At 69.8% G+C, this 21,804-nt stretch carries 22 protein-coding genes and 2 pseudogenes; 12 read left to right on the top strand and 12 right to left on the bottom strand.

Annotated features, from left to right (window positions below):
• Window positions 1-5 precede the first annotated feature (5 nt).
• The 9 genes from OG841_RS22350 (at window position 6) to OG841_RS22310 (ending at window position 9,861) form a co-directional block, all read left to right on the top strand.
• Window positions 6-908 (top strand): hypothetical protein, encoded by a 903-nt coding sequence (locus OG841_RS22350; protein WP_365123539.1) that lies wholly within the window; start codon window positions 6-8, stop codon window positions 906-908.
• Complete coding sequence (locus OG841_RS22345) at window positions 905-1,564, top strand: hypothetical protein (protein WP_365123542.1); 660 nt, start codon at window positions 905-907, stop codon at window positions 1,562-1,564. Before OG841_RS22350 ends, OG841_RS22345 begins: the two co-directional genes overlap by 4 nt.
• Window positions 1,561-2,721: an acyl-CoA dehydrogenase family protein gene (locus OG841_RS22340; protein ID WP_365123545.1), complete on the top strand. Its 1,161-nt coding sequence runs from the start codon at window positions 1,561-1,563 to the stop codon at window positions 2,719-2,721. The genes OG841_RS22345 and OG841_RS22340 overlap by 4 nt, the downstream gene beginning before the upstream one ends.
• Window positions 2,714-3,427, top strand: coding sequence for a 4'-phosphopantetheinyl transferase family protein (locus OG841_RS22335; RefSeq protein WP_328639890.1), 714 nt, complete (start codon window positions 2,714-2,716; stop codon window positions 3,425-3,427). Before OG841_RS22340 ends, OG841_RS22335 begins: the two co-directional genes overlap by 8 nt.
• Window positions 3,428-3,664: 237 nt before the next feature.
• Window positions 3,665-6,697: an RICIN domain-containing protein gene (locus tag OG841_RS22330; protein ID WP_365123549.1), complete on the top strand. Its 3,033-nt coding sequence runs from the start codon at window positions 3,665-3,667 to the stop codon at window positions 6,695-6,697.
• Window positions 6,698-6,938: 241 nt separating this feature from the next.
• Window positions 6,939-7,262, top strand: a complete 324-nt coding sequence (locus OG841_RS22325) for a hypothetical protein (protein ID WP_328639892.1) — start codon at window positions 6,939-6,941, stop codon at window positions 7,260-7,262.
• A 3-nt stretch (window positions 7,263-7,265) separates the two neighbouring features.
• Complete coding sequence (locus OG841_RS22320) at window positions 7,266-8,552, top strand: WXG100 family type VII secretion target (RefSeq protein ID WP_365123552.1); 1,287 nt, start codon at window positions 7,266-7,268, stop codon at window positions 8,550-8,552.
• A gap of 17 nt (window positions 8,553-8,569) precedes the next feature.
• Window positions 8,570-9,238, top strand: coding sequence for a hypothetical protein (locus OG841_RS22315; protein WP_328639894.1), 669 nt, complete (start codon window positions 8,570-8,572; stop codon window positions 9,236-9,238).
• On the top strand, window positions 9,235-9,861 hold the full coding sequence (locus tag OG841_RS22310) for a hypothetical protein (protein WP_328639895.1): 627 nt from the start codon (window positions 9,235-9,237) through the stop codon (window positions 9,859-9,861). Before OG841_RS22315 ends, OG841_RS22310 begins: the two co-directional genes overlap by 4 nt.
• 330 nt (window positions 9,862-10,191) lie before the next feature.
• Here OG841_RS22310 and OG841_RS22305 read toward each other — a convergent pair.
• From OG841_RS22305 to OG841_RS22290, 4 genes and pseudogenes are all read right to left on the bottom strand, one after another.
• Window positions 10,192-10,320, bottom strand: a pseudogene (locus tag OG841_RS22305) (PRC-barrel domain containing protein); the annotation flags it as partial.
• Window positions 10,321-10,539: 219 nt separating this feature from the next.
• Window positions 10,540-10,725 (bottom strand): annotated as a pseudogene (locus tag OG841_RS22300) (hypothetical protein); the annotation flags it as partial.
• An 18-nt stretch (window positions 10,726-10,743) separates the two neighbouring features.
• Window positions 10,744-11,034 carry an SHOCT domain-containing protein gene (locus OG841_RS22295; protein ID WP_328639896.1) on the bottom strand — a complete coding sequence of 97 codons (291 nt, stop codon included), beginning with the start codon at window positions 11,032-11,034 and terminating at the stop codon, window positions 10,744-10,746.
• A gap of 37 nt (window positions 11,035-11,071) precedes the next feature.
• Window positions 11,072-11,494 (bottom strand): DUF6325 family protein, encoded by a 423-nt coding sequence (locus OG841_RS22290; protein ID WP_069764702.1) that lies wholly within the window; start codon window positions 11,492-11,494, stop codon window positions 11,072-11,074.
• Window positions 11,495-11,669: 175 nt separating this feature from the next.
• Here OG841_RS22290 and OG841_RS22285 point away from each other — a divergent pair, with 175 nt between their 5' ends.
• Window positions 11,670-13,007 carry a hypothetical protein gene (locus tag OG841_RS22285; RefSeq protein ID WP_328639897.1) on the top strand — a complete coding sequence of 446 codons (1,338 nt, stop codon included), beginning with the start codon at window positions 11,670-11,672 and terminating at the stop codon, window positions 13,005-13,007.
• Between the two features lie 11 nt (window positions 13,008-13,018).
• Here OG841_RS22285 and OG841_RS22280 read toward each other — a convergent pair whose 3' ends face one another.
• From OG841_RS22280 to OG841_RS22270, 3 genes are all read right to left on the bottom strand, one after another.
• Window positions 13,019-13,510 carry a DUF7144 family membrane protein gene (locus OG841_RS22280; protein ID WP_328639898.1) on the bottom strand — a complete coding sequence of 164 codons (492 nt, stop codon included), beginning with the start codon at window positions 13,508-13,510 and terminating at the stop codon, window positions 13,019-13,021.
• Between the two features lie 30 nt (window positions 13,511-13,540).
• Window positions 13,541-14,002, bottom strand: coding sequence for an SHOCT domain-containing protein (locus OG841_RS22275; RefSeq protein WP_328639899.1), 462 nt, complete (start codon window positions 14,000-14,002; stop codon window positions 13,541-13,543).
• A 205-nt stretch (window positions 14,003-14,207) separates the two neighbouring features.
• A complete protein-coding gene (locus OG841_RS22270; RefSeq protein ID WP_328639900.1) occupies window positions 14,208-14,870 on the bottom strand; it encodes an HdeD family acid-resistance protein in 663 nt (220 codons plus the stop codon).
• 217 nt (window positions 14,871-15,087) lie between these two features.
• Between OG841_RS22270 and OG841_RS22265 the strand changes: the two genes are divergently transcribed.
• Window positions 15,088-15,660, top strand: coding sequence for a potassium channel family protein (locus OG841_RS22265; RefSeq protein WP_328639901.1), 573 nt, complete (start codon window positions 15,088-15,090; stop codon window positions 15,658-15,660).
• Window positions 15,661-15,693: 33 nt separating this feature from the next.
• On the opposite strand, the gene OG841_RS22260 is transcribed toward OG841_RS22265, so the two are convergent.
• The 3 genes from OG841_RS22260 to OG841_RS22250 form a co-directional block, all read right to left on the bottom strand.
• Window positions 15,694-15,891, bottom strand: coding sequence for a hypothetical protein (locus OG841_RS22260; protein ID WP_020276994.1), 198 nt, complete (start codon window positions 15,889-15,891; stop codon window positions 15,694-15,696).
• Between the two features lie 109 nt (window positions 15,892-16,000).
• Window positions 16,001-16,528, bottom strand: a complete 528-nt coding sequence (locus tag OG841_RS22255) for a hypothetical protein (protein WP_328639902.1) — start codon at window positions 16,526-16,528, stop codon at window positions 16,001-16,003.
• A 120-nt stretch (window positions 16,529-16,648) separates the two neighbouring features.
• Window positions 16,649-19,336 (bottom strand): LuxR C-terminal-related transcriptional regulator, encoded by a 2,688-nt coding sequence (locus OG841_RS22250; RefSeq protein ID WP_371566646.1) that lies wholly within the window; start codon window positions 19,334-19,336, stop codon window positions 16,649-16,651.
• Window positions 19,337-19,520: 184 nt separating this feature from the next.
• Between OG841_RS22250 and OG841_RS22245 the strand changes: the two genes are divergently transcribed.
• Entirely contained in the window at window positions 19,521-19,826 is a 306-nt protein-coding gene (locus OG841_RS22245) for an amphi-Trp domain-containing protein (protein WP_328639903.1), read from the top strand.
• Window positions 19,827-19,838: 12 nt separating this feature from the next.
• Here OG841_RS22245 and OG841_RS22240 read toward each other — a convergent pair whose 3' ends face one another.
• Window positions 19,839-20,675, bottom strand: coding sequence for a class II glutamine amidotransferase (locus OG841_RS22240; RefSeq protein WP_328639904.1), 837 nt, complete (start codon window positions 20,673-20,675; stop codon window positions 19,839-19,841).
• Between the two features lie 316 nt (window positions 20,676-20,991).
• A complete protein-coding gene (locus OG841_RS22235; RefSeq protein ID WP_328639905.1) occupies window positions 20,992-21,732 on the bottom strand; it encodes a polysaccharide deacetylase family protein in 741 nt (246 codons plus the stop codon).
• Window positions 21,733-21,804: the final 72 nt, after the last annotated feature.

Raw genomic sequence — 21,804 nt, 5'->3', positions numbered from 1 at the left:
CGCCGATGTACCTCACCACGTCTCCCGGCCCGGCCGACGCACCGGCTCCCGCCCGGCGCGCACCGCTGCGCCTGTCGCGGCCTGTCGTCCGGACCTTCTCCGGTGGCAGGCCCTTCCTGCCCGATCCGGTGGAGCCGAGCCTGGCCCGGATGCAGGCCGACCTCGTGCGCCCGTACCCGGTGGAGTTCCGCCCGGAGCTCCTGGAGCGGGGCGAGCGCAACACCTTCCTCGAGATGACCCAGGACCTGATCGCGGACCTGCCGCCCCTTCAGGAGCCCTTGGATCTGGTGCTCGTGGCCCACACCGTCCCGGACGCCGATCCGCGCCGCTCCCCGTCCTGCCATCTGGCCGACGTACTGCCCGGCGACCCGCTGGCCTTCACCCTCTCGGACCAGGGGACCGCCGCCGGGTTCACGGCCCTGCGCCTGGTCTCGGAGTACGCCACCGCCGACGCCTTCCGGCGCGCCCTGGTCGTCCTCCTCGATCAGCGGACCTTCCTGTACGACACCACGGGGGCGCGGGACGTGCCCCTGCAGGACTGCGCGGTGGCGCTGCTCCTCGGCCCCGAGGGCCGAGCGGGCGAACCGGTGACGCGGCAACTCGCCGGTGTCGCGCCGGACGCGGTCCGCTCGACGCTCGAGGCCGTACTGAACGAGCCCGACGGCGCCGGTGCCGGCCGGCCCGTCACGCTCGTCACCGGCCAGGGCCTCGATGCCGAACAGTTCGGGGCGGCGTTCGACGTGCGTTCCGCGCCGCCGGGCCGCCCGTGCACCGGCCCCTGGTCGGCCCTGGCCGACGTGCTCCCCGAGTGCGAGGGAGCCGGGCCCCGCCGCCTGGTCGTCGCCGAATACGACAGCACGCTGCGGTACCTGTGCACGAGCACCCTGGATCTCGAGGAGGGGACATGACCGGCCGTACGGCCGCCGCCGACGCGTGGATCCGGTACCGGCGGACCGCCCGCCAGGACGGCCTCGTCCGGGCGTTGACCCTGCTGTGCGAGACCGTCGGCGACGGCGGGCCGCCGCGCGGGCCGGGTGGGCACGTGGTGGTGCCCGCGGGCGTCGCCGGTGCCGGCACCGGGGACGTCGTGACGACCTTGACGGTGGAGGGCGGCACCGTCGTCGCGTTGCGGAGCCGGGCAGAACCACGCGTGTCCAGGACTCCTCGACAGGAACGGGCGGCATGGGCGCTGGGGCTGACCTGTCTGCGCTTCGGCCTCTCGGAGCGGCTGCTCGACGCGGTGCTCGCCCATCTCGGCGGCCGTACCGTCGGCGACGCGAAACTGCTCCACCAGCAGATGGTCAAGGGCGGCGTCGCGGAGGCGGTGATCGAGCAGTTGGAGATCGAGACCATGCTGGCCGGCGCCACGCCGGGCGACCTCGACGACGGCGTCCTGGCCGACCTGAACGCCCAGATCACCGAGACCGACCGGATGCTGCTGCGGCTGCTCGGCGCCGTGAGCTTCCTGGCGGACGGCCCGGGTCAGGTCGCCCGGGTGTCCGAGCTGATCGCCGACGTCCACTTCGGGTCGGCCCGCGCGGGGGAGCACGGGGGAGCGGCATGATCGAGCTGGACGACAGGACGCTGGCGATCCGGCGCCAGGCCCGCGCGTGGGCGCAGGAGCTCAAGCCCCTCGCCCTGGAACTCGACCAGGACCCGGACGCGATCCACCGCCATCTGGACGTGGCCATCGTGTCGTACCTGACGAGGATGACGGTGCCGCCCGAGTTCAATCCCGACCCGGTGGTCATCGACGGGCGTCCCTTCTACGGCACCGGGACCCTGGAGCGGGTCGTCTTCGCCGAGGAGGTGGCGGTCGGCGACGCCGGCATGCTGCTCGCGGCGCCCGGGCCGGTGATGTCGGGTGTGCTGGTCGACGCCATGGGCGACGAGCAGCAGAAGAAGTGGTTCTACAGCCGGATCATGGAGAAGCCCACCTGGACCTTCTTCGCGCTGACCGAGCCGGACCGCGGCTCGGACGCGGGGGCGATGAACACCACCCTGACCCCGGACGGCGACGACCACTTCGTGCTCCGGGGCGCCAAGCGCTACATCGGCAACGCGGCCCGCGCCGACCTGGGCATCGTCTTCGCCCGGACCCGTCCGGGGCCGCTCGGCGTGACCGCGGTCCTCACCGAGACCTCGGCCGCCGGGTTCACCGCCGAGCCCCTGGAGACCATCGGACTGCGCGGCCTGCGCATCACCGCCGTCACCCTCGACGACGTACGCGTGCCCGCCGGCCAGGTCCTCGGCAGGCATCTGCGGGCCACCCAGCGGGGCATGTGGAGCGCGGTACAGGGGCTGAACCGCCTGCGTCCCGGCGTCGCCGCGTTCGGTCTGGGCATCGCGCGGGCCGCGTACGAGTACGTCCTGGACAATCGGCGCACCCTGAACACGGCCGAACGGCACCGGCTCGACCGGCTGGGCCTCCGCCTGACGGAGCTCCGGCAGCTCATCTGGCGGTCGGCGATCGCCGTGGACGACAACGATCCGGCCGCCGGCTCCCTGGCGTCGGCGGCGAAGGCACGCGCCTCGCGCCTAGCCGAGGAGGCGACACTCGAAGCGCTCGGCTGCTTCGGTCCCGGCGCCCGCCTGGACCATCCCCTGCTGGACAAGCTCGCCCGGGACGCCCGTGGTGTGGAGTTCATGGAGGGGACCGGCAACATCCAGAAGCTCAACCTGTTCACCGGCCTGGTCCAGGGACATCTCCGCCGTGACTGACGGCATCGACGCCCCCGGGGTGGATGTCTGGACGGTGCCGCTGGACGGCCCGCCGGCAACGGTGGCGAGGCTGTCGCGGATCCTGTCGGAGGGGGAGGCCGAGCGCGCCGACCGCTGTCGTTTCGAGAACGACCGCAGGCGTTTCGTCATCGCCCATGGAGCACTACGGCTGATTCTGGCCGGCTGTCTCGATGTTCCTCCCGAGGAACTGCGCCTGCGGCGGGGACGTCATGGCAAACCACGGCTCGCGGGCAGCACCGATCTGCGGTTCAGCCTCTCCCACTCCGGTGAGCTCGCTCTGGTGGCGGTGACCCGGCACCAGGAGGTCGGGGTCGATGTGGACCGGCTGCGGCCGGGCCTGGAGGTCGAGCCGTTCGCCGAGCGTTTCTTCCCCGCGTCCGACGCCCGTTTCGTGGCCGCGGCAGCCGGGCCCACGGAACGCGCCGAACGTTTCCTGCGGCTGTGGACCCGCAAGGAGGCCGTGGTCAAGGCGGCCGGCGCGCGCCTCGCCCAGGGCCTGGGCCTGACGGTGCTCACCGATGCCGACACCGACACTGACGCCGATCCCCGCGTCGTCCGCGATCCGTCCGGGCAGATCCCGGGCACCTGGTCGGTGTGCGATCTACCGGTGCCGGACGGCTGTCTGGCGGCGCTGGCCGTCGCGGGGCCGACGGCTCCCAGAATCGCCGTGCGATACATCCTATGAAAGAGGGGCGAGAGGAGCGGCCAGGTCACCGCAGGTTCACGGCGATTTCAGTGTAACCACAGGTAAGCGCCGTACTAGGCGATCTTTTTTGTCCTGAGCATGGACAACGCTTCCGACGCGCCCTATACATACACCCCATGTCTCCGTTTCTTACAGGCCGACGGGCCTGACCGACCGCTGCCCGGGCTGCGGATGTTAGCGCTCACATTTCTGGAAGCCGCACACCGAGAGGTGATCATGTCCCAGCACAGACCGCCGCCACACCGGCGACGTTTCGCACCACTGCTCGTGACCGTCGTGGCGCTGCTCGCCGCGATCCTGGCGGTGCCGCAATCGGCGTCCGCCACGACCGTGTCGGACATCAACGGGTTCACCGCGGGCAACGCCGCGATCAGGTCGGTCGACCTGGCCGGGACGTGGAGCTTCACGCCGAAGGGCCGCGCGGCGACGTCGATCACGGTGCCCGGCGGCGGCTGGTACAAGCAGGGCTTCACCGACGTGAACGAGGCGACGTACTCGCGCACCGTGACGGTGCCGGACACGGGGCAGCCGCAGTCGGTGTGGATCGAGTTCGGCGCGGTGAACCATCAGGCGACGCTGTCGGTGGACGGGCAGGTGGTCGCCACCCAGACCACCTCCTTCACGCAGTCGAACTTCGACATATCCGCCTTCGCCGCCCCCGGCACCACCCACACGATCAGCGTGAACGTCAAGGGCCGCTACGCCCTGAAGAACGCGAGCGGGAATCAGGTCCTGGTTCCCGACGCCGCCAACTGGTCCGAGGCGATCCCGCAGGGCATCTACCGCTCGGCGTTCCTGCGCGTGTACCCGGCGGTGTACGTCAGCGACACGTTCGTCCGTACCTCCGTGACCGACAAGACCCTCACCTACGACGTGTCCGTGACCAACACCTCCGGCAGCTCGCGGTCGGTGACGCTGACCGGCTCGCTGGCCTCGGACAGCGGCGGATCCTTCACCTACCCGTCGCTGCCCAGCAAGACGGTCACCGTGGCCGCCCACTCGACCGCCAAGGTGACGGTCGGCCCGGTGGCGTGGAACCTCGGCTCCTCCTCGTACTGGTGGCCGAACGTGCCCTACCGCTCCGGGTACCGCGCCCAGTTGCACAAGCTGTCGGTGCACGCGGCCACCGACGACGGCCGCACCAGCGACGCCACGTACCGGTTCGGGTTCCGCGAGACCACCCAGAACGGCGAGTACTACTACCTCAACGGCGTACGCGTGAACCTGCGCGGTGACAGCCTTCAGGGCGCGGACTACGACCGGATCGACAACGGCGGCAAGGGCGACGCCTACGACACGCTGCCCGGCTTCCTCCCGCCCTCCTCGGGCAACGGCGGCTGGCCGAAGGCGGTCGACAACTATCAGCGGCTCAACTACAACGTGGTCCGCATCCACCAGGAGCCGGGCAGCCCGTACATGCTCGACGTGGCCGACGAGATGGGCCTGATGGTCATCGACGAGACCGCGATCCGCGGCACCTGCAGCTGCCAGGACTTCGTCGCCGGACACGACAACATGGTCGACCACGCCAAGGCGCTGACCCTGCGTGACCGCAACCACCCCGCGATCATCCGCTGGAGCCAGAGCAACGAGTCGGACATCAGCAGCTTCGACTCCGAGTCCTTCGAGAAGGACCTGTACGCGGCGATGAACGGCAACGACGGCACCCGGCCGGTCAGCGCCGACACCGCCTGGAACACCAACCCGTGGCCCACCATGCTGAACGGCAACTTCGCCGTCTACTCCCACTACATCGATGGCATCGGCAAGTACGGCGAGGCGCGTGCCGACCTGGCCGGCCGGCCAGACGGTGAGGGCGAGTACGTCTGGAACGCGTCCAACACCAAGCAGGGCTTCGAGTGGTTCGCCACCGCGACGATCGCCAAGCGCGCCAAGGACGCCAGTGACCTGCGCCCCTACACCCTGCTGTCCGGATGGGCGAGCTTCGTGCCCGGTGTGAGGAGCACCGACTTCGTCCCCGAGGAGGGCGGTCACCCCGTCTACGGCGAGGACAACCTGTCCGCCCCGTGGAGCAACCCGCAGATCCAGCGGATCCAGGCCGCGTTCAACCCGGTCGCCGCGATCGACCTGCCCTACTGGTCGGCATCCGGCCAGTCGGACGCGGACGGCACCTTCCCGCTCCCGGAGAAGGTGGACACCTACGACTTCAACAGCACCGTCACCCGGAACATCACCGTCTTCAACGACGACTTCAGCGGTACCTCCGTCGGCCTGAACTGGACGGCGCGACTCGACCGGCCCGACGGTACGGTCATCGCGTCCGGAAGCGAGCCCCTCACCATCCCGCTCGGCGACCGGGTCACCCGACCGATCTCGTTCACCGCACCGGCCAACGGCAGCCGCGTCTACCTGGAGCTGTCGACCACGAAGTCGGGCAGCACCACGTTCACCGACTCGGTCGAGTACCTCAACCTGGGCAACGCGGCGACCAATGTGGACGACGCCGCCACCGAGGTGAACTACAGCGGCGGTTGGAGTCACGCGAACAACGAGAGCGGCCCGTACGCCGGCACGAACTCCTACAGTGACACCACGGGCGACACGGCGACGCTGAACTTCGTCGGCACCGGCGTCACGCTGCACGCCGTGACCGCGCCCAGCCACGGCATCGTGGGCGTCTCGGTCGACGGCGGGAACGAGGCACTGGTCGACCTGTACTCGACGGCGCGCACCGGCGACGTATCGGTGTGGACCAGCCCCCGCCTCGCCTCCGGCAAGCACACGATCAAGGTGCGCGTCACCGGCACCCAACGGGCCGCCGCGACGCACGACTGGGCCACCGTCGACCGCTTCGAGATCGTCAACCAACCGGTGGCGGGCACGAATTACCGCCTCGTCAACCGGAACAGCGGCAAGGCACTCTCCGTCACCGGTGACGTGACCCAGAACGGCGCGAAGGTCGTCCAGAAATCGGACGGCGGCGCCTGGACCATCAACACCGCCCCCGGGGGCGCGTACACACTGAAGTACGTCAGTAGCGGCAAGGCACTGGATGTCGACGGCTACTCCTCGACCGTCGGGCTCCAGCTTCAGCAGTGGACGGCCGGCGGCGGCACCAACCAGCAGTGGTACCTGCGCCCCAACGGCGACGGGTACTTCACGATCGTCAGCCACGACAGCGGGCTGGTGGCGGACGACTACAACTGGGACGCCACCGACGGCGCAAAGGTCGTGCAGTACACGGCCGGCGGAGGCGCCAACCAGCAATGGCAGCTGATACCGGTGTGATCCGTTCCCAACCATCACCCGCATCCTGACGGCTGCGGATCCCCGACGTGCGGTCGGCCGGACATCCGGCCGACCGCACGTCTGCGTCGCTCCCCCTGCGTGGACGAGTTGTAAGGACCTGAAGAAGCAGATGTGCCTTGTTCGACTCGATGCCATCGTCCCGGACTTTGCCAGTACTTTAGTCCGATGACGCGCGCCGGCGGCACGGGACCGGCTCGCCGTCGAAGAAGGGGGTCGCCGCATGGCGGATGAATTCAAGGTCGACCTGGGCCAGTTGAACTCCTTTGGCCAGGTGTTGAAACAGTCCGTTACGGATCTGGAGGAAGCGCGCACCGCGCTCTCCGCTGTCGGAGCCGAGCAGATCGGAACTCCACGGCTGGACGAGGCGTGTGAGACCTTCCAGAACAGATGGAAGTACGGAACGGGCCAGTTGAAGGACATGATCAAAGCGGTCGACGAAGGCGTGGAGAAGACCGCGCTGAGCTACAAGCAGTTTGAGGAGAACCTCTCGCAGGCCCTCAAAAAGATGGAGGAGACCAACGCCGCGAATACCGGGGGGAAGTAGTCGGTGGGCAACAATCCGTATCCGAGCCTCGGTTGGAACCCGGTACCCGGAATTCCCGAGCAGGTCACCTCTCTCTACCGCAAGGTGAAGTCCGCGGCCGACACGCTCGACAACTGCCACCGGCAGATCGAATATCTGCTCGGGGCGAGCTCCAGCTGGCAGGGAGACGCGGCGAGCGCGTTCCGGGACACGCTGGACGGCGACCTCAAGACCGCCATGATGAACGCCGGGAACTCGCTCGGCAAAGCCGCTGCGGCGCTGGGCACATGGGAAGGCGATCTGACCTCCCACCGCGACCTGGCCAAGAAGTACGACGATGCCGCGCGCGAGAACAAGAGTGACGTCGACAAGGCCCGGACCCGCTACGACCAGGCCAAGGGGAACCCGGACCTCAAGCTCGCGGGCAAGGAATACCCCAGCCAGGCGGAGGCGGATGCCGCGACGGAGCGGCTGCGGACCGCCGAGCGCGAACTGAACGCGGCCACCACCCACCTCAACAACGCCAACACCGCCTACAACGACGTCATCGCGAAGGCGAAGGAGCTGGAGGGCACCCACACCGACGCGGCCGAGGCCGTCGCCCGCAGCCTCGACGAGGCGGACGACAAGCTGGCCCCCAAGGAGCCGGGGTGGTTCAGCAAGGCCCTCAGCGCCATCGGTGAGGGCCTCAAGGCGGTCGGCGAATTCCTCGTGGAGCACGCCGGAACCATCGGCGCCATCGCGGGACTGCTGGCCCTGCTCCCCACCCCGCTGGCGCCGGTCTTCGCCGGTATCGCGGTCGCGGCGAGCGCGGTCTCCATGGCCAAGAACCTTGCGAGCGAGGACTTCAGAGACTCGCTGATGGGCGAGTACGGCTTGAAGGAAGGCGTGTTCGCCTGGGCCTCGCTGGCCGGTGACAGCCTCGGCATGGTGCCCGGCGTCGGTGCCCTCGCCAAGGCCGGCAGCGAGGCGGGTCTCGCGGCGGCGGTCGCACGAGAGGGCGGCGAGGCCCTGTCGGTGGGCTCGAAGCTGGGCGCGTTCGGCAGGGAGATCGTGCCCGCGTTCAGCTACAAGGCTCTTGATGTGGCCACCGACCCCATGACAGGAGCGCTCGACTACGCCGTCAACGGTGTCAACGTGGCGGCGAACATGGCGTCGTCCCTGGAGAGCCTGGGTGTGCTCCCGAAGGACGGCCCCGGACATGATGCGTCCGAGATCACGAAGGGCGTGGCCGCCTCGACCGGTCTGGTCGACGGTGCGACGGACATCGCGAGGGACGTCGGACAACTGATGGCGGGGATCAGGCTGTGAAGGGGTTCCTTGACACAGTGGAGACCGAACCGAAGCCGGTGTTCTGGTACGGGCTGCCCTACGGGTACCTCCAGCTGGATCTCCATCCGTCACCCGAGGGCATCCAGGAGGTGGCCCGGCAGCTCAGCGCACTTCCCGAAAGCCTGCGGGACCGCGCCGACCAGGTGTTCCGGCTGTACGCCGGCGTCGTGACGATGCTGCGGAGCCAGGAGGTCATGGGGTGCGCGCTCGGCATGCACCCGGACGAACACGGCGGGGCCAACCTGTCCGTCCTCACGGTCTCCACGGTCCCCACCTCGGGGGCCAATCCAGACGCCGTCCTCCTCCAGATGATGAGCACCGGTCCGGACAACGGCATCGTGCCCGTGGAGCTGCCCGTGGGCACCGGGTACCTGCTGGAGACGGAACGGACCACGCTCGCGCCGACCGCTCCCCCCGAGGGGCAGGACGACCCCGTGCAGGAGACCGTCTGGCAGGGCACGGTGGCGATCCCGGTTGCCCGCACCTCGTCGATCATCACCGTGCAGCTGGTCACCCCGGCGGTGGAGCTCGCCGACGACTACCGCGGCGTGCTGCTCGGCGTCGCGCGTACGGTGACGTTCGACGACCCGGCGGCGCCGGACCCTGCCGAGGTCCCGTTCTCGGATTCCGGCTCAGGGGCAGACGAAGGGAGCCCGTTCGGATGACAGTGCCAGAACGATGGAAAGACGGTCTGGAGTCGGACACCCCGCCCGCGCCGTACGCGACCGACGGAACGGACTTCGGGGGCGCGGTCCGCTACCACTACGGTGTCGCACTGAAGAAATTCCTCAAGTTCTTCCCGGTGTTCCTGCTGCTGTGGGTCCAACTCTTCGTGTTCCACATCGACTATTTGCTGCCGGTGGCCATTGTCGGAATGCTCGGCATGCTGTGGACGCTGTTCCTTCTCGCGGGCCGCCTGAGTCTGACCCGGAAGTGCTCGAAGGTGTTCCGGACCTACCCGCTCGCATTCCGCACCCCGGTCGAGAAGATCGGCATGGAGTCGACCCACACGCTCTACCTGCGCTTCGGAGATCAGGACGGCACCCCCTTCACGCTGTGTGCGAAGGACGCCTTGGGGCGTGGCCGGTGGCCTGTCGGCATCACGGACGGCGTCTGGTTCGCCGGCGACGAGCCCTTCGGCGGCGCGATGATCGTGCCGGGCAGCGGTGAGCTGCTCTTCCTCCAGCCCAGGGACTGGGCCGCGAGGGACGAGGACCGCGCCAACGCCGGACCCGAGCGAACCGAGAAGGCAGGGCGCGCAGGCATCAAGCGTCCCGCTCGCCGCTAGTGGTCCGCTGAGCGGACAGCTCACGCAACAGCCGGTATTGCCTACGACCGTCCGGTGAGCTGGACGCTCACCCTCAAGTCCGGCACCACGCACGTGCGTTCGCTGACCGGCACCTCCACCACGGGCAAGGTCGCCCCGGTGTGGAACGGCACGACCCCGACGGGCAGCGCGGCCGCCGAGGGCAACTACACCTGGACGCTGACCGCGCGTGACACGGTCACCGGCCGAGCGGCGGCGGACATCACCGGCAAGGTGACCCTGCGCCGGACGGTCCCCGCCGCCACCGTCACCTCGCCGACCGTGGCGAGCAGCGCGGCGACCACCGCGTCCGGTGGTGTCGTCGAGGGGGACGAAGACCAGGCGCCGGCGGGCGAGAGCTCCGGTGCGGACGGTGGCCACGGCCGGTTCGTCGGCGGTGGTGTCCACGTAGACCGCTTCGAGCACACCGATCTTGTGGCTCCGGCACCGATGGGGGCCCTACGTCGAAATCGCCGACGGCGGTGACAACGACTCCGGCGCAAACACGCCGGAGTCGCCCTTCCGGGTGGTTGCACGTGAGAGTGAACCAACCCGCGGTCAATCCTACTGCGGAGTGTTCGGCTCCGAAATGGCCGAGCGATGCCTCGGACGCACTCCACGCAGAACCGGTCGGCCCCGCCCGTGCGTCGGGTCCGACCGGGCGTCGTCGTTGAGGCGGAGCCAGGTGGCGCCCTTGCAGGAGGCGCCCGGCGCGCCCTTGCCGAAGCCGAGAGCGGAGGCGGATCGCATCGTGGTGAGCGCGGTGAAGGTCCGGCCGCCGTCGGTGCCGGCGCAGAGCGTGCCGTTGGCCGGCGAGCAGAAGGTCCTGGCCGAGGAGCGGTCGGCGTTGATCGGCGTCGCGGGTCAGGAAGCGAGGAGCTTGCGCTTCTGGTCCTCGAACTCCGCTTCCGTGAGAAGGCCCTGGCTCTTGAGGTCGCCCAGCTGCTTCAGCTGTTCGATCTTGTCGGTCATGTCGGGGGGTGCCGGAGCGGCCGGTTCGGCAGGAGGCGCCGGTGCCGGCTGTGGTGCCGGCTCCTGGGGTCCCTGCTGGGCCGCCCATCGTCCCTGCTGCCGACGGGACACGCGGTTCGACACGGCGGTCGCCGTGCCGGCGACAACGGCCGTACGGGCAACCCCTCGGAGGAGTCCAGGCATGGTGATCTCCCTTCTCGTTTCCCCGTGCCCCCGCTCTTCAGGGCGCGGTTTCCGCCGCGTCGAGCGCGGCCAGGACGGCGGGCACCGGGATCCTCCCGGAGGCGACCAGCTCGGCACCGCCGCGTCGCAGGGCGGCGGCGAAGGGCGCGGCCCAGAGGTTCTCGTAGATCAGGACGCCGGCGGAGTTGCCGGGTTCCAGTGCGGCGGCCGCCTCCACGAGGTCGTCCTGACCCAGCAGGCCGGAGGACGCTCCCTCGAAGACGGCCAGGTCGAGTTCGCCGTCGCCGGTGAGATCGCCGATCTCCAGGCCGGTCACGGATCCGTCGGCGTCCTTCCTGATGAACGTCAGGTCGAGGATCCGGATCAGGCCGCGGTCCACCAGATCGACCAGGAGGGGGAAGCCCTCGCCGGTCATGCGGTTGCCGGGGAACTCGACGACCAGATAGTCGATCGGTCCCATCGCTCCGGATGTGTCGACTTCATCGAATGTGTCGCTCACGGCGTCACCTTCTGGGCTCGTGTCCGCTCCCCCCTGCCATTGCATCACCGCACCGGGGCGGCCGCACGTCGTGCGCGGTTCACCCGTCGGGCGCACACGGGTCGCGCGTTCGGCACCGCACGGATCTTCTGGTGCCATGGCGCACACAGGCGACGAGCCGCTCTCGAATCGGGAACGCAGCGAACTGGATGAACTGCGGCACCGCGTAGGTGCCCTGGAGAGTGGCGCCCACCCGCAGGCGGCACGGCATCACTACTTCCGGTCCACGGGCTCCGTCCTGCTGATCCTCTTCGCGGCCCTGCTGTCGCTGCTGTCCGTCATCGCGGTCTGGGCCAACAGCATCGTGCGGGACACCGACCGCTACGTCGCCACGGTGGGACCGCTGGCCTCGAATCCGGATGTGCAGAAGGCCGTCACCAACCGGGTCACCGACGTGGTGCTGGCCAAGATCGACGTGGACGCGCTGGTCAAACAGTTGCAGGACGCCGTGTCGGAGAAGGGCGTGCCGCCGAAGGCGGCCCAGCTGGTCGGAAACCTGGACGGGCCGATCACGAGCGGTCTCACGCAGCTGGTCAGCGGCACCGTGGAGCGGGTGGTCAGCAGCAGTGCCTTCGAGAAGGTCTGGGTGGAGGCCAACCGCAGGGTGCACTCGTCCGTCGACAAGGCCCTGACGGGCGAGGGCGGTGGCGCGGTCTCGCTGAAGGACGACGAGGTGGCCATCGACGTGGCACCGATCGTGGCCCAGGTCAAGGACCGGTTGGTCGCCGCCGGTATCGGAGTCGCCGCGAAGATCCCGGACGTCCACACGGACTTCGTGGTGGTCCAGTCGAAGGACATCGGCAAGATCAAGACCTATATGAGGGTCCTGGAGATCATGGGCAGCTGGCTGCCCCTCATCGCCCTGCTGGTGGCCGCGGCGGGGGTGTACACCGCGTTCAACCGCCGGCACGCGCTGATCGGGGCCGGGTTGGCGGTGTTCGTGGCCATGCTGGTCCTCGGGATCACCCTCACCGTCTTCCGCGACGTCTACCTCGACCATCTGCCCTCCGGCGCGTCCCCGGCCGCCGCCGGAGCGGTGTACGACGCGCTGATCAAGTTCCTGCGCGCCGGTGTACGAGCGCTCGGTGCCGTCGCCCTCATCGTCGCCGTCGGCGCTTTCCTCAGCGGCCCGTCCCGGATCGCCGTCCTCGTCCGCAACGGCTGCCGCAGGAGCATCGGCGCCCTGCGCGACGTGGCGGTCTCCGAAGGACTTCGGCTGGGGGCGGTCGGGCGGTTCGTGCACCGCTTCAAGCGCTGGATCGGGGTCGCGATCCTGGTGGTCGCCGCGGTCGTCCTGCTCACCTGGAGCTACCCGACCACGATGGTCGTGGTGTGGACCACGATCATCGTGCTGGTGGGCTTCGCGATCCGTGAGTTCCTGGACACCGGCTCCGCCCCGGCCGCCACCGGGTCCCGGACCACCGCGGCTCCCTGAGACCGCTGTGCTCACGCGGGTCCGTGCGGCGGAGGAGACATCCGGTGCGACTGACGGTCATCGGACATCGGACGCTCGTCGGACACGGTGAAGAGGTTGTCGCGCTGGACCACGCACAGGGCCCAGATGATGAAGCCCGAGATCGCGATCATCACGACCGACCACACCGGGTAGTACGGCAGCGAGAGGAAGTTGGCGACGATGACGAGCCCGGCGATGGCCACGCCGAGGACGCGCGCCCACGTCGACGTCCGGAGCAGCCCGATGCTGACGAGCACGGCCACCGCGCCCAGCGCGAGGTGGACCCAGCCCCAGCCGGTCAGGTCGAACTGGAACGCGTAGTTGCGCGTCGTGACGAAGATGTCGTCCTCGGCGATGGCCATGATGCCCCGGAAGATGCCGAGCAGACCGACGAGGAAGAGCATCACGGCACCGAAGGCGGTCAGGCCCGTTGCCCATTCCTGCTTCGCCGTGTGTGCCTGCTGAGTGTGTGTCGCAGTCATCTTGTGCCTCGATTCGTGGTGTACGTACGCTCAGCGACCGGTGGTGGTGGAGCCGGAGGGCTCCGCCGGCCCGTGGCCGGCCAGGACCAGTTCCTTGGCCCTGCGGAACTCCTCGTCCGTGATGTCGCCGCGGGCGCGGATGTCGGACAACTTGGCGAGCTCGTCGATGCTGCTGGGCCGTTCCGTGGTGCCCGCGGCCTCCCTGATGCGGGCGTCGAAGGCTTCCTGCTGTGCTCGGGCCTGGGACATCTCCCGGCGGCCCATGTTCTTGCCGCGTGCGATCACGTAGACGAAGACGCCCAGGAAGGGCAGCAGGATGGTGAACGCCAGCCAGCCGGCCTTCCCCCAGCCGCTCATGTCGTCGTCACGGAAGATGTCGACGACGACGCGGAAGAGCAGGACGAACCACATGATCCACAGGAAGAACCAGAGCATGCTCCAGAAGACGCTCAGCAGGGGATAGTCGTACGCGAGGTACGTCTGCGTGCTCATGTCTTTCCTCCGTCCCGGGCGCCGGCCCGGCTGCCGTTGCGTGCAGTCTCAGCGTGGACACGACCGTGGTCGGGTGCCTCACCCGACGCGGGTGACCTTGCGGGGGTTCGGCCCGCGTACGGCGGGGGCCGGCGGCTGTCCCGTACCCGTCGCGGAGGTGGCCGCACGGTCCCCGGCGGCGCGCGCCGGAGTGGCGGATGCGGTGTCAGACCGTCCCGGAGGGGGCGTGCGGCCCCGTGGTGTGCGTCTTTCGCAGCGCGGCCCGCCACGCGAGGGCGACCGCCGCCTCGGCCAGGCCGAGCAGGACGAGCCACAGGCCGAGCAGCCGGGTCAGGGCGCGGGCCGACTCCGTCGGCAGGGCGAGCACCACGATTCCCGCGACGATGGCGAGCACCGCGGCGCCCAGGACGACTCCGCGGTGCGGCAGGTCCCTGGCGGCGAGGGCCGTATAGAGGGTGAGGATGCCGGAAACGAGCCAGACGACGCCGACGACCAGCGAGAGGGCGGTGATGGTCTGCAGCGGGTTCCGCAGGCTCAGAACCCCGGCCAGGACGTACAGCACGGCCAGGAGCAGCCCCGGGATCCGTTCGCCGTGCTCCTCCCGGCCGAAGACGGCCACGAACCGGAACGCCCCGGTCACCAGCAGGTACAGCCCGATGAGGACGGCCAGGACATGCAGGGTTTCCTCCGGCCAGACCAGTACCAGGACGCCCGGCACCAGCGTCGCGACCGCCGAGCACAGGATCCAGGTCCATGAGCGGCCCAGTCGCGCCAGCACGTCCGCGGGATCACTCGCCGCGAAGGGGTCCGCCCCGCCGGCAGGGGGTTCCGGCCCGGTGGGCGGCGCCGGATCACGCGACATGGTCATGGCTCCTCCTCGTGCGACCGAGCGCGTCGCTCCCGGACCGCCGACGGGGCGGTGTCCGAGGGAACGGTGTGCCGGACCGCTCCAGGCTCACGCCTGTCGCCGGGTGCCGGGCTCACCCACCACGGGTGATCCGCCGGCGCGGCCGTGACCGTGAGGTGGAATCTCCAGGCGGCCTGTCCCCTCGGCCTCGCGGCCGGACGCGACGAACGGACACGAGATGAGCGACCCGAGCACGGTCCGGACCGAACCGGACCGCACCCGCCGCCGGGCGGCGATCATCGCCCTCGTCCGCGCCGTGCTCATCGCCGCCGGCCTCGTCACCGCCTACTACCTGCTGCCGCTGAACGAGCGAGGTACGGCCGGCCTCTCGGCGCTCCTCGCGTGCGGCTCGGCGGCGGTGCTGCTGATGTTCTGGTGGGAGGTGCGGGCCATCATGCGCTCGCCCCACCCGCGTCTGCGGGCCGTCGAGGCCCTGGCCGCCACACTGCCGCTGTTCCTGGTGCTCTTCGCCTGCGGCTACTACCTGCTGGAACACTTCACCCCGGGCTCCTTCAGCGAGCCGCTGACGAGGACGGACGCCCTGTACTTCGCGCTGACCACGTTCAGCACCGTCGGCTTCGGGGACATCACGGCGCGCTCCCAGGCCGGGCGAGTGCTGACGATGGTGCAGATGGCCGGTGGACTGCTGCTCGTGGGCGTCGCCGCACGGGTGCTGGCGGGAGCTGTCCAGACGGGGCTGCGCCGGCAGCACCGCGGGCCGTCGAGGTCGCCAGATGCGGACGACCAGTGAGATTGCCGGGGCACCGCACACCCCCCCGTCCCCTCACTCCGGCAGCTGCCTCATCTCCAGGACACGCAGTCCCAGTGACTGGCAGCGTGCCAGCAGCCCGTACAGGTGCGCTTCGTCCACGACGGGACCGAACAGGACGGTCTGGCCGGACATCACGACGTGGCCCAGCTCCGGAAACGCTTTGGCCAGCGTTTCCGACAGATGGCCCTCGACGCGGATCTCATAGCGCACGAGCTGTCCTCCCATGGACTGCCTGGGACAGGCGGACGGTGCCCTTCCCTGCGATCGTGCGCCTCCGCGCCCCTTCCAGCCTCACCCGGTACAGGTGACCGTCCTCTTCTCAATGCGTCAGAACGATCTTGAAGGAGACGATCAGCAGACCCAGCAGCAGATTGACCGATGCGGTGACGGCCAGCAGCCGCCGCGAAGCACCGGCGCGGAGTGCCGCGGCCACGGACCAGCCCACCTGCCCGGCCACGGCGACGGACAGAGCCAGCCACAGGGCACCTCGCACGTCGAGGCCCAGGAGCGGGCTGACGGCCACCGCGACGGCCGGCGGGACGGCGGCATTGACGATCGGCCACTCGTCGCGGCACACGTGCAGGACGACACGGCGGTCCAGAGCCTGTTGCGCCAGCCGTGCCCCGAACAGCTGGGCATGCACATGCGCGATCCAGAACACCAGGCCGGTGAGCAACAGCAGCAGCACCATCTCGGTGCGCGGGAAGGAGCCCAGTGAGCCGGCGCCGATCACCACGGAGGCCGCGAGCATGGATCCGTAGACACCGCCCGTGTAGTCCGCGTGGGCGCGGCGCTCGACACGACGCTCCCCGCGGGCCGTGGCCGGGCCGGTCCTGGTTCTGGACACCGGCGACTCCCTTCGCACTCAGGGCGCCGATCCGACACGGCGTCCGCCGCGCTCGGCGCGCTCCGGCAACGGCGCCTTCGGCCGTCCTCCACGGCGCCGGACGCTCTCACCGACGCCCGTTCACAGCAGCCGGAGATCGCGCGCGCGGCGCACCGCGTCGCCTCGCCGGTTCACCGCCAGCTTCCGGTAGACGCTCTTGAGGTGGGTCTTCACCGTGTTCACCGACACGTAGAGGTCGGTGGCGATCTCCTCCGTCGACATAATCCGGGCCAGCCGCTCCAGGACGTCATGCTCGCGTCCGCTCAGCTCCACCGCGACGAGCGGCGCGGGCAGTTCCTCCGGCCGGGGGTGCGCACCGTGTCGCGGCGGCCCGGGCGTGAGCCAGTCCGCCGCCAGCTCGTGGAGCGGAGCCGTGGCCAGGAGCGGCCCGAGCCACGCTCCCGCATCGAGGAACGGACGCCGCAACCGCTCCCGCCGGGCGTCGAGGAGCGCGTGTGCCACGAGCCTGCGAGCCATGGCGGTGTCTCCCGCCCCCTCCGCCGCCTGAGCCCTCACCAGCGCTGCCCGCACGGTCACCGCCGGCCCGGCGCGGCTCCCGGCCCGGATGCCGTCGAGCAGGTCGATGGCCGCCGCCGTACGGCCTGTGGCGAGCTGGATCGCCGCGGCCTCCACGGCACACGTCGGCTGGTCGGCGGACACGTCCTGGAGCGCCTCGGCCGCCGCGTCCGGCCGCCCTTCGGCCAGGTGGGCGGCAGAGGTGACGAGGGCTTCCTGGCTCGTCGCCCAGGGTGAGGCCATGGCGGCGGAGACGTCCGGGGCAGCCGCGTCCACGGCGTCGCGCGTCTTGCCCCTGACCAACAGCAGGCGCGCTGTGGCCAGGGCTCGCCCCGCCGACGGAACCGGGTCATGCGTTCCTGCCGGGAGCTGGGCCGTCTCGTCGAGGAGGGCCTGGGCCCGGTCCAGCTCATGGCGGTCGACGGCCACAGCGGCGAGGACCAGCTGCCCGATGCCGGATCCGGACGGCTGGGGAAGGCCGACCCGTTCCATCTCGGACACCGCCGCCAAGGCCTTGCGCTCCGCTCGGCCGAGCCAGCCGTCCAGATAGTCGAGCAGGGCCAGGTGCTCCAGGGCGTCCTCTCGGGGCAGCACGGTGGAGGCTCCGCCCGGAGCGGCGGCCGCCGTGGTCAGGACGGCGCGTGCGTCCTCGAAACGCCCGGCCCACAGGCGGGCCGAGCCCAGATGGGTCAGCAGGAGAGCGGTGAGTTCGGGATGCTTGTCCAGGAGATGTGCCGGGACCTCCTGCCGTAGGCCATCGGCCGCCACGGCGGCCCTTTCGGCCCGTGGGGGACATCCGGTCAGCCGGGCGGCCAGAGCCTCCAGCAGTGCACAGCTCAACTGGGCGGCTGCCAGGTCGGGCGCGTCGTCGGTCAGACGCTCCTCGGCGAGGCGCAGATGGGCCAGACCATGATCGAGGTCGTGCCGGGACAGTTCACGGGTGGCGCGTACGACGTCCGCCGCGGGGCTTCGGGCCTCGGGACCCATGTGGGAGAACAACTGGGTCAGGTCGTCCGAGCGCAGGCCGGTGCAGAGCTGCCCGATCGCCAGGTCGTCGACGAGGGCGCCGGCGGCGAAATCCCAGTCGCCCGCGGCGGCGCCGTGGGCGAGTGTCTCCGGCAGGAATCCGGAACGACGAAGCCACCGCGCGGCCCGCCGGTGGAGCTCCGGCTCCAGGCCGGGCAGACGTACGCGCAGATGGGCCCGGAGTATCTCCCGGAACAGCGGGTGGAGCTGGTACGAGGAGTGCCCGAGATACTCGACGAACGCGTTGTCGCTGTGCAGCCCGGCGAGAATGGTCTCGGCATCGGTCCGCAGGGTCAGCGCGTTGGCCAGATCGGGGGAGAACCGCTCCAGGACGCTGACCCGCAGCAGGAGGCCCTGGGTCTCCTCCGGCTGTCCCCTGAGGACCTCGGCCAGCAGGAAGTCCGCGACCGTACTGCGGTCCGCGTCGAACTCCTTCAGGTAGAGCTCCGGGTCGGCGCTCTCCCGGGCGGCCAGGGCGGACAGGCGCAGACCGGCGGCCCAGCCCCGGGTGCGGTCCACCAGGGCGCGCGCGGCAGGAAACGGAAGGCTCAGACCGTGCTGCTCCAGCAGTGCGACGGCCTCCTCGGGGGTGAACGCCAGTTCGGCGGCGCGGATCTCCGTCAGCTCGCCGGCCGCCCGGTAACGGTGCAGCGGCAGCAGTGGTTCGGTGCGGGTGACGAGGACGAGGTGCAGTCCGCGCCCGGCGTGGTGCAGGACGAACTCCAGCTGCTCCGTGACCTCCGGATCGGTCACGCGGTCGTACTCGTCGAGCACGAGGACCACGGGCCGGTCGCTGTCGTTCAGTTCGGCGGCGAGCGCCGCCAGCAGCTTGCGGTCCACCCGGGACGCGTCCGCGGGGGCCTCGACCGCGTCGGATGCCGACGCACCGCAGGCGCGCAGTGCCTGAAGGACGTACGCCCAGAACACCCCGGGACGCCGGTCCCCCGCTTCGACCGCGAGCCAGGCGACCGGCTGCCGCAGTCCGGCGGCCCAGTCGGCGGTCAGCAGGGTTTTCCCGGCCCCGGCCGGGCCGTTGACCAGGGTCAACGGTGTCACGAGAGCCTGATGGAGGTGCTGGACGAGCCGCTGCCGCCGCAGGAACGTGGCGGGCCGCGCGGGGAGCGCGAACCGGGTGCGCAGGAACGGGTCTCCCTGGGGATCGGCGTACGGTACGGCCGGAACGATCGGAACGGTCGTTCCTCGGGCGTTCTCGTAGGTCTCGGCCACGGTCGCTCACTACCCCTGTCTGCCGGGGTCACGTCACGGGCGGCGCTTCCTCCACCAGCATCCCAGCCTCTCCGCCATGACGCGCGTCGCACCGGGCCACCCCGACATGCGCGGCGAACCCAGGAGGGCGAGATTGGAGGTGGCCCGACCGGCCGAACGTGCCGTATCCGGATCGGAGACACCCATGAAGGACCTCAAGTTCGAACAGAAGCGCTCCCTGTCCCGCCTCGAGGCGGCTGACCAGCTCACGGCACTCGCATCCGCGCTGAGGGAAGGTGGGGACGCCGAACTGGAACTCGGCGCCGGAACGCTGAGCCTGCGGATACCCGACGACCTTCGCAGCGAGATGGAGGTCGAGATCGGTGAGGGGGAGATCGAGCTGGAGATCGAGTTCAAGTGGCCGACGGCAGGGCGCAAGAGCGTGCCGGCAAAGACAGGGCGCAGCGGTACGAGCACCAACAGAAGAAGCAAAGCCGCGAAGAGCACGTGATCCGCTGACGCGTCACGCCGCTACCGGGGTGAAGCGATGCAACTCGTCGGCTCCGGCATGGACGACGCCGTAGCTGCTCTCCGGCACCTCGTTCCAGGCACCCGGCAGATCACCGAGGGGCTCGGACACGATGAGACGGGTCTCGTCGGACACTTCCCGCAGAAACGCCAGGTCGGGGTGCAGCTCTCTCAGCGTGTCCACGCGGGTGCTGTAGAACAACGACCGGGAAGCACCCTGGCTCGAGTAGCGGAAGGCCCACAGGCGTTCGCCGTCGGTCACGGCGATGGTCATCTGGACCGGGAACTCCACACCGTGGTCACGGCCGCTGCGCTCCACCACTCCCACCATCCGGGCCACGGCGCCCGGCGGATCCTCGTCCAGGCCGAAGGTGACCGCCAGATAGAACATCATCTCGGAGTCCGTCGTGCCCTCGATGTCGGAGTACAGCCCGGGGTCGACGAGCAGGGACAGGTCGCGGCGCATGAGGTGGAAATCGTTGATGGCACCGTTGTGCATCCACATCCAGCGGCCGTGCCGGAACGGGTGGCAATTCGTCTGCTGCACCGCCGTACCGGTCGACGCCCGTATGTGGGCGAAGAACAACGGAGAGCGGACATGATCCGCGATCTCCCTCAGGTTGCGGTTGTTCCAGGCGGGGCCGATGTCCTTGAGCAGGGCAGGGGTGTCGATGGCTTCCTGCGAGTACCACCCGACGCCGAAACCGTCGCCGTTCGTCGTCTCGACTCCCATTCTGGAGTGGAGGCTCTGATCGATCAGGGAGTGGGTCGGTCGGTAGAGGATGGTGTCGAGCAGTAGGGGTGTTCCCGAGTAAGCGAGCCACCGGCACATGAGCGGTCACCTCCGTCAGTCATATTTTCGTCTTCCTCGCCGCGCGTCGCCAGCGTGCGCTGTGGCGGAGTTCATCGCACTCCGAGCAGGGAGGCCGTCCGAGACACAGCGGGCAGCACCCCTGCGATCAGGTACCGGCGGTCAGCGGCACCCGCTCCCCCATGGCACAAGCGACTTGGCCACCGGTCTGGACCGCCCATCACCACGCCGTGGCGATCAGTCCCGCCGGCCGTCTCGCGTCCCATGGTCCCCACGCGAAATGGGCCTGCATGGATCCGGTGGAAGCGGCGCTCGGAGACGCGCTCGCGGCACTCCCTCAGGGCCGGTACACCATCCCCGGCCGCGGCGTGGCAGGGGCGAGCAGCTGGGACACCGTGACGATGGTGTAACCGCGCTTTTCGAGCGCCTTGAGGATCCCCGGGACGGCGGGCACGGTTCCCTTGTGCAGGTCGTGCAGCAGGATGATGCCGTCGCGGTGGGTCTGGTCGAGCACCCGCTTGGTGATCAGGGCCGAGTCGGTCGTCTCGTAGTCCTTGGCCGTGACGCTCCACAGCACCTGCGCCAGCCCCAAGTCCCGGCAGATCCCGGCCACTTTGCGGTTGGTGCGGCCCTCCGGCGGACGCATCAGCACGGGCTTGCTGCCGGTGTTCCTCTCGATGGCGTCCTGCGTCCGGGCCAACTCCCGGCGGGCGTCCTCGGTGCCGAGATCCGTCAACCGTTCGTGGGTCCAGGTGTGATTGCCGATCTCGTGCCCTTCGTCCGCCATCCGGCGCAGGATCTCGGGGTACTTCTCGATATGGCCTTTGCCCTGCACGAAGAAAGTGACGTGCAGACCCTCCTGTTTCAGGATGTCCAGCAGCCCGGGGGTCGTCGGGCTGGGGCCGCCGTCGAAGGTGAGGGCGACGCACTTCGCTGTGCGGCAGTCGACGTTTCCGGCCACGGATCCTGATGCCTTGGCGCGGGCGGCGCGCGGCGAGGTGCGATCGTAGGTCGTGACCGTCAGGGCCAGCGTCAGTGCGACGGCCAGGACGGCGGCTACAGCCGTGATGACGGCCATGAGGATGCGAGAGCGTCGTATTCGCGTGGTGATTCTTGTGCTGAAGGGCATGCTGGATCCATCCCTGGACAG

Source organism: Streptomyces canus (assembly GCF_041435015.1).
Classification (GTDB): Bacteria; Actinomycetota; Actinomycetes; order Streptomycetales; family Streptomycetaceae; genus Streptomyces; species Streptomyces canus_G.
This window is presented reverse-complemented; position numbering and strand designations above follow the sequence as displayed.

Bases quoted from the DNA above. Each gene is read 5' to 3' on its own strand.
- OG841_RS22280 (WP_328639898.1), bottom strand. From the start codon at position 13,510: ATGACTGCGACACACACTCAGCAGGCACACACGGCGAAGCAGGAATGG.
- OG841_RS22340 (WP_365123545.1), top strand. From the start codon at position 1,561: ATGATCGAGCTGGACGACAGGACGCTGGCGATCCGGCGCCAGGCCCGC.
- OG841_RS22275 (WP_328639899.1), bottom strand. From the start codon at position 14,002: ATGAGCACGCAGACGTACCTCGCGTACGACTATCCCCTGCTGAGCGTC.
- OG841_RS22345 (WP_365123542.1), top strand. From the start codon at position 905: ATGACCGGCCGTACGGCCGCCGCCGACGCGTGGATCCGGTACCGGCGG.
- OG841_RS22330 (WP_365123549.1), top strand. From the start codon at position 3,665: ATGTCCCAGCACAGACCGCCGCCACACCGGCGACGTTTCGCACCACTG.
- OG841_RS22310 (WP_328639895.1), top strand. From the start codon at position 9,235: ATGACAGTGCCAGAACGATGGAAAGACGGTCTGGAGTCGGACACCCCG.
- OG841_RS22295 (WP_328639896.1), bottom strand. From the start codon at position 11,034: ATGCCTGGACTCCTCCGAGGGGTTGCCCGTACGGCCGTTGTCGCCGGC.
- OG841_RS22290 (WP_069764702.1), bottom strand. From the start codon at position 11,494: ATGGGACCGATCGACTATCTGGTCGTCGAGTTCCCCGGCAACCGCATG.
- OG841_RS22285 (WP_328639897.1), top strand. From the start codon at position 11,670: ATGGCGCACACAGGCGACGAGCCGCTCTCGAATCGGGAACGCAGCGAA.
- OG841_RS22235 (WP_328639905.1), bottom strand. From the start codon at position 21,732: ATGGCCGTCATCACGGCTGTAGCCGCCGTCCTGGCCGTCGCACTGACG.
- OG841_RS22270 (WP_328639900.1), bottom strand. From the start codon at position 14,870: ATGACCATGTCGCGTGATCCGGCGCCGCCCACCGGGCCGGAACCCCCT.
- OG841_RS22265 (WP_328639901.1), top strand. From the start codon at position 15,088: ATGAGCGACCCGAGCACGGTCCGGACCGAACCGGACCGCACCCGCCGC.
- OG841_RS22325 (WP_328639892.1), top strand. From the start codon at position 6,939: ATGGCGGATGAATTCAAGGTCGACCTGGGCCAGTTGAACTCCTTTGGC.
- OG841_RS22240 (WP_328639904.1), bottom strand. From the start codon at position 20,675: ATGTGCCGGTGGCTCGCTTACTCGGGAACACCCCTACTGCTCGACACC.
- OG841_RS22350 (WP_365123539.1), top strand. From the start codon at position 6: ATGTACCTCACCACGTCTCCCGGCCCGGCCGACGCACCGGCTCCCGCC.
- OG841_RS22245 (WP_328639903.1), top strand. From the start codon at position 19,521: ATGAAGGACCTCAAGTTCGAACAGAAGCGCTCCCTGTCCCGCCTCGAG.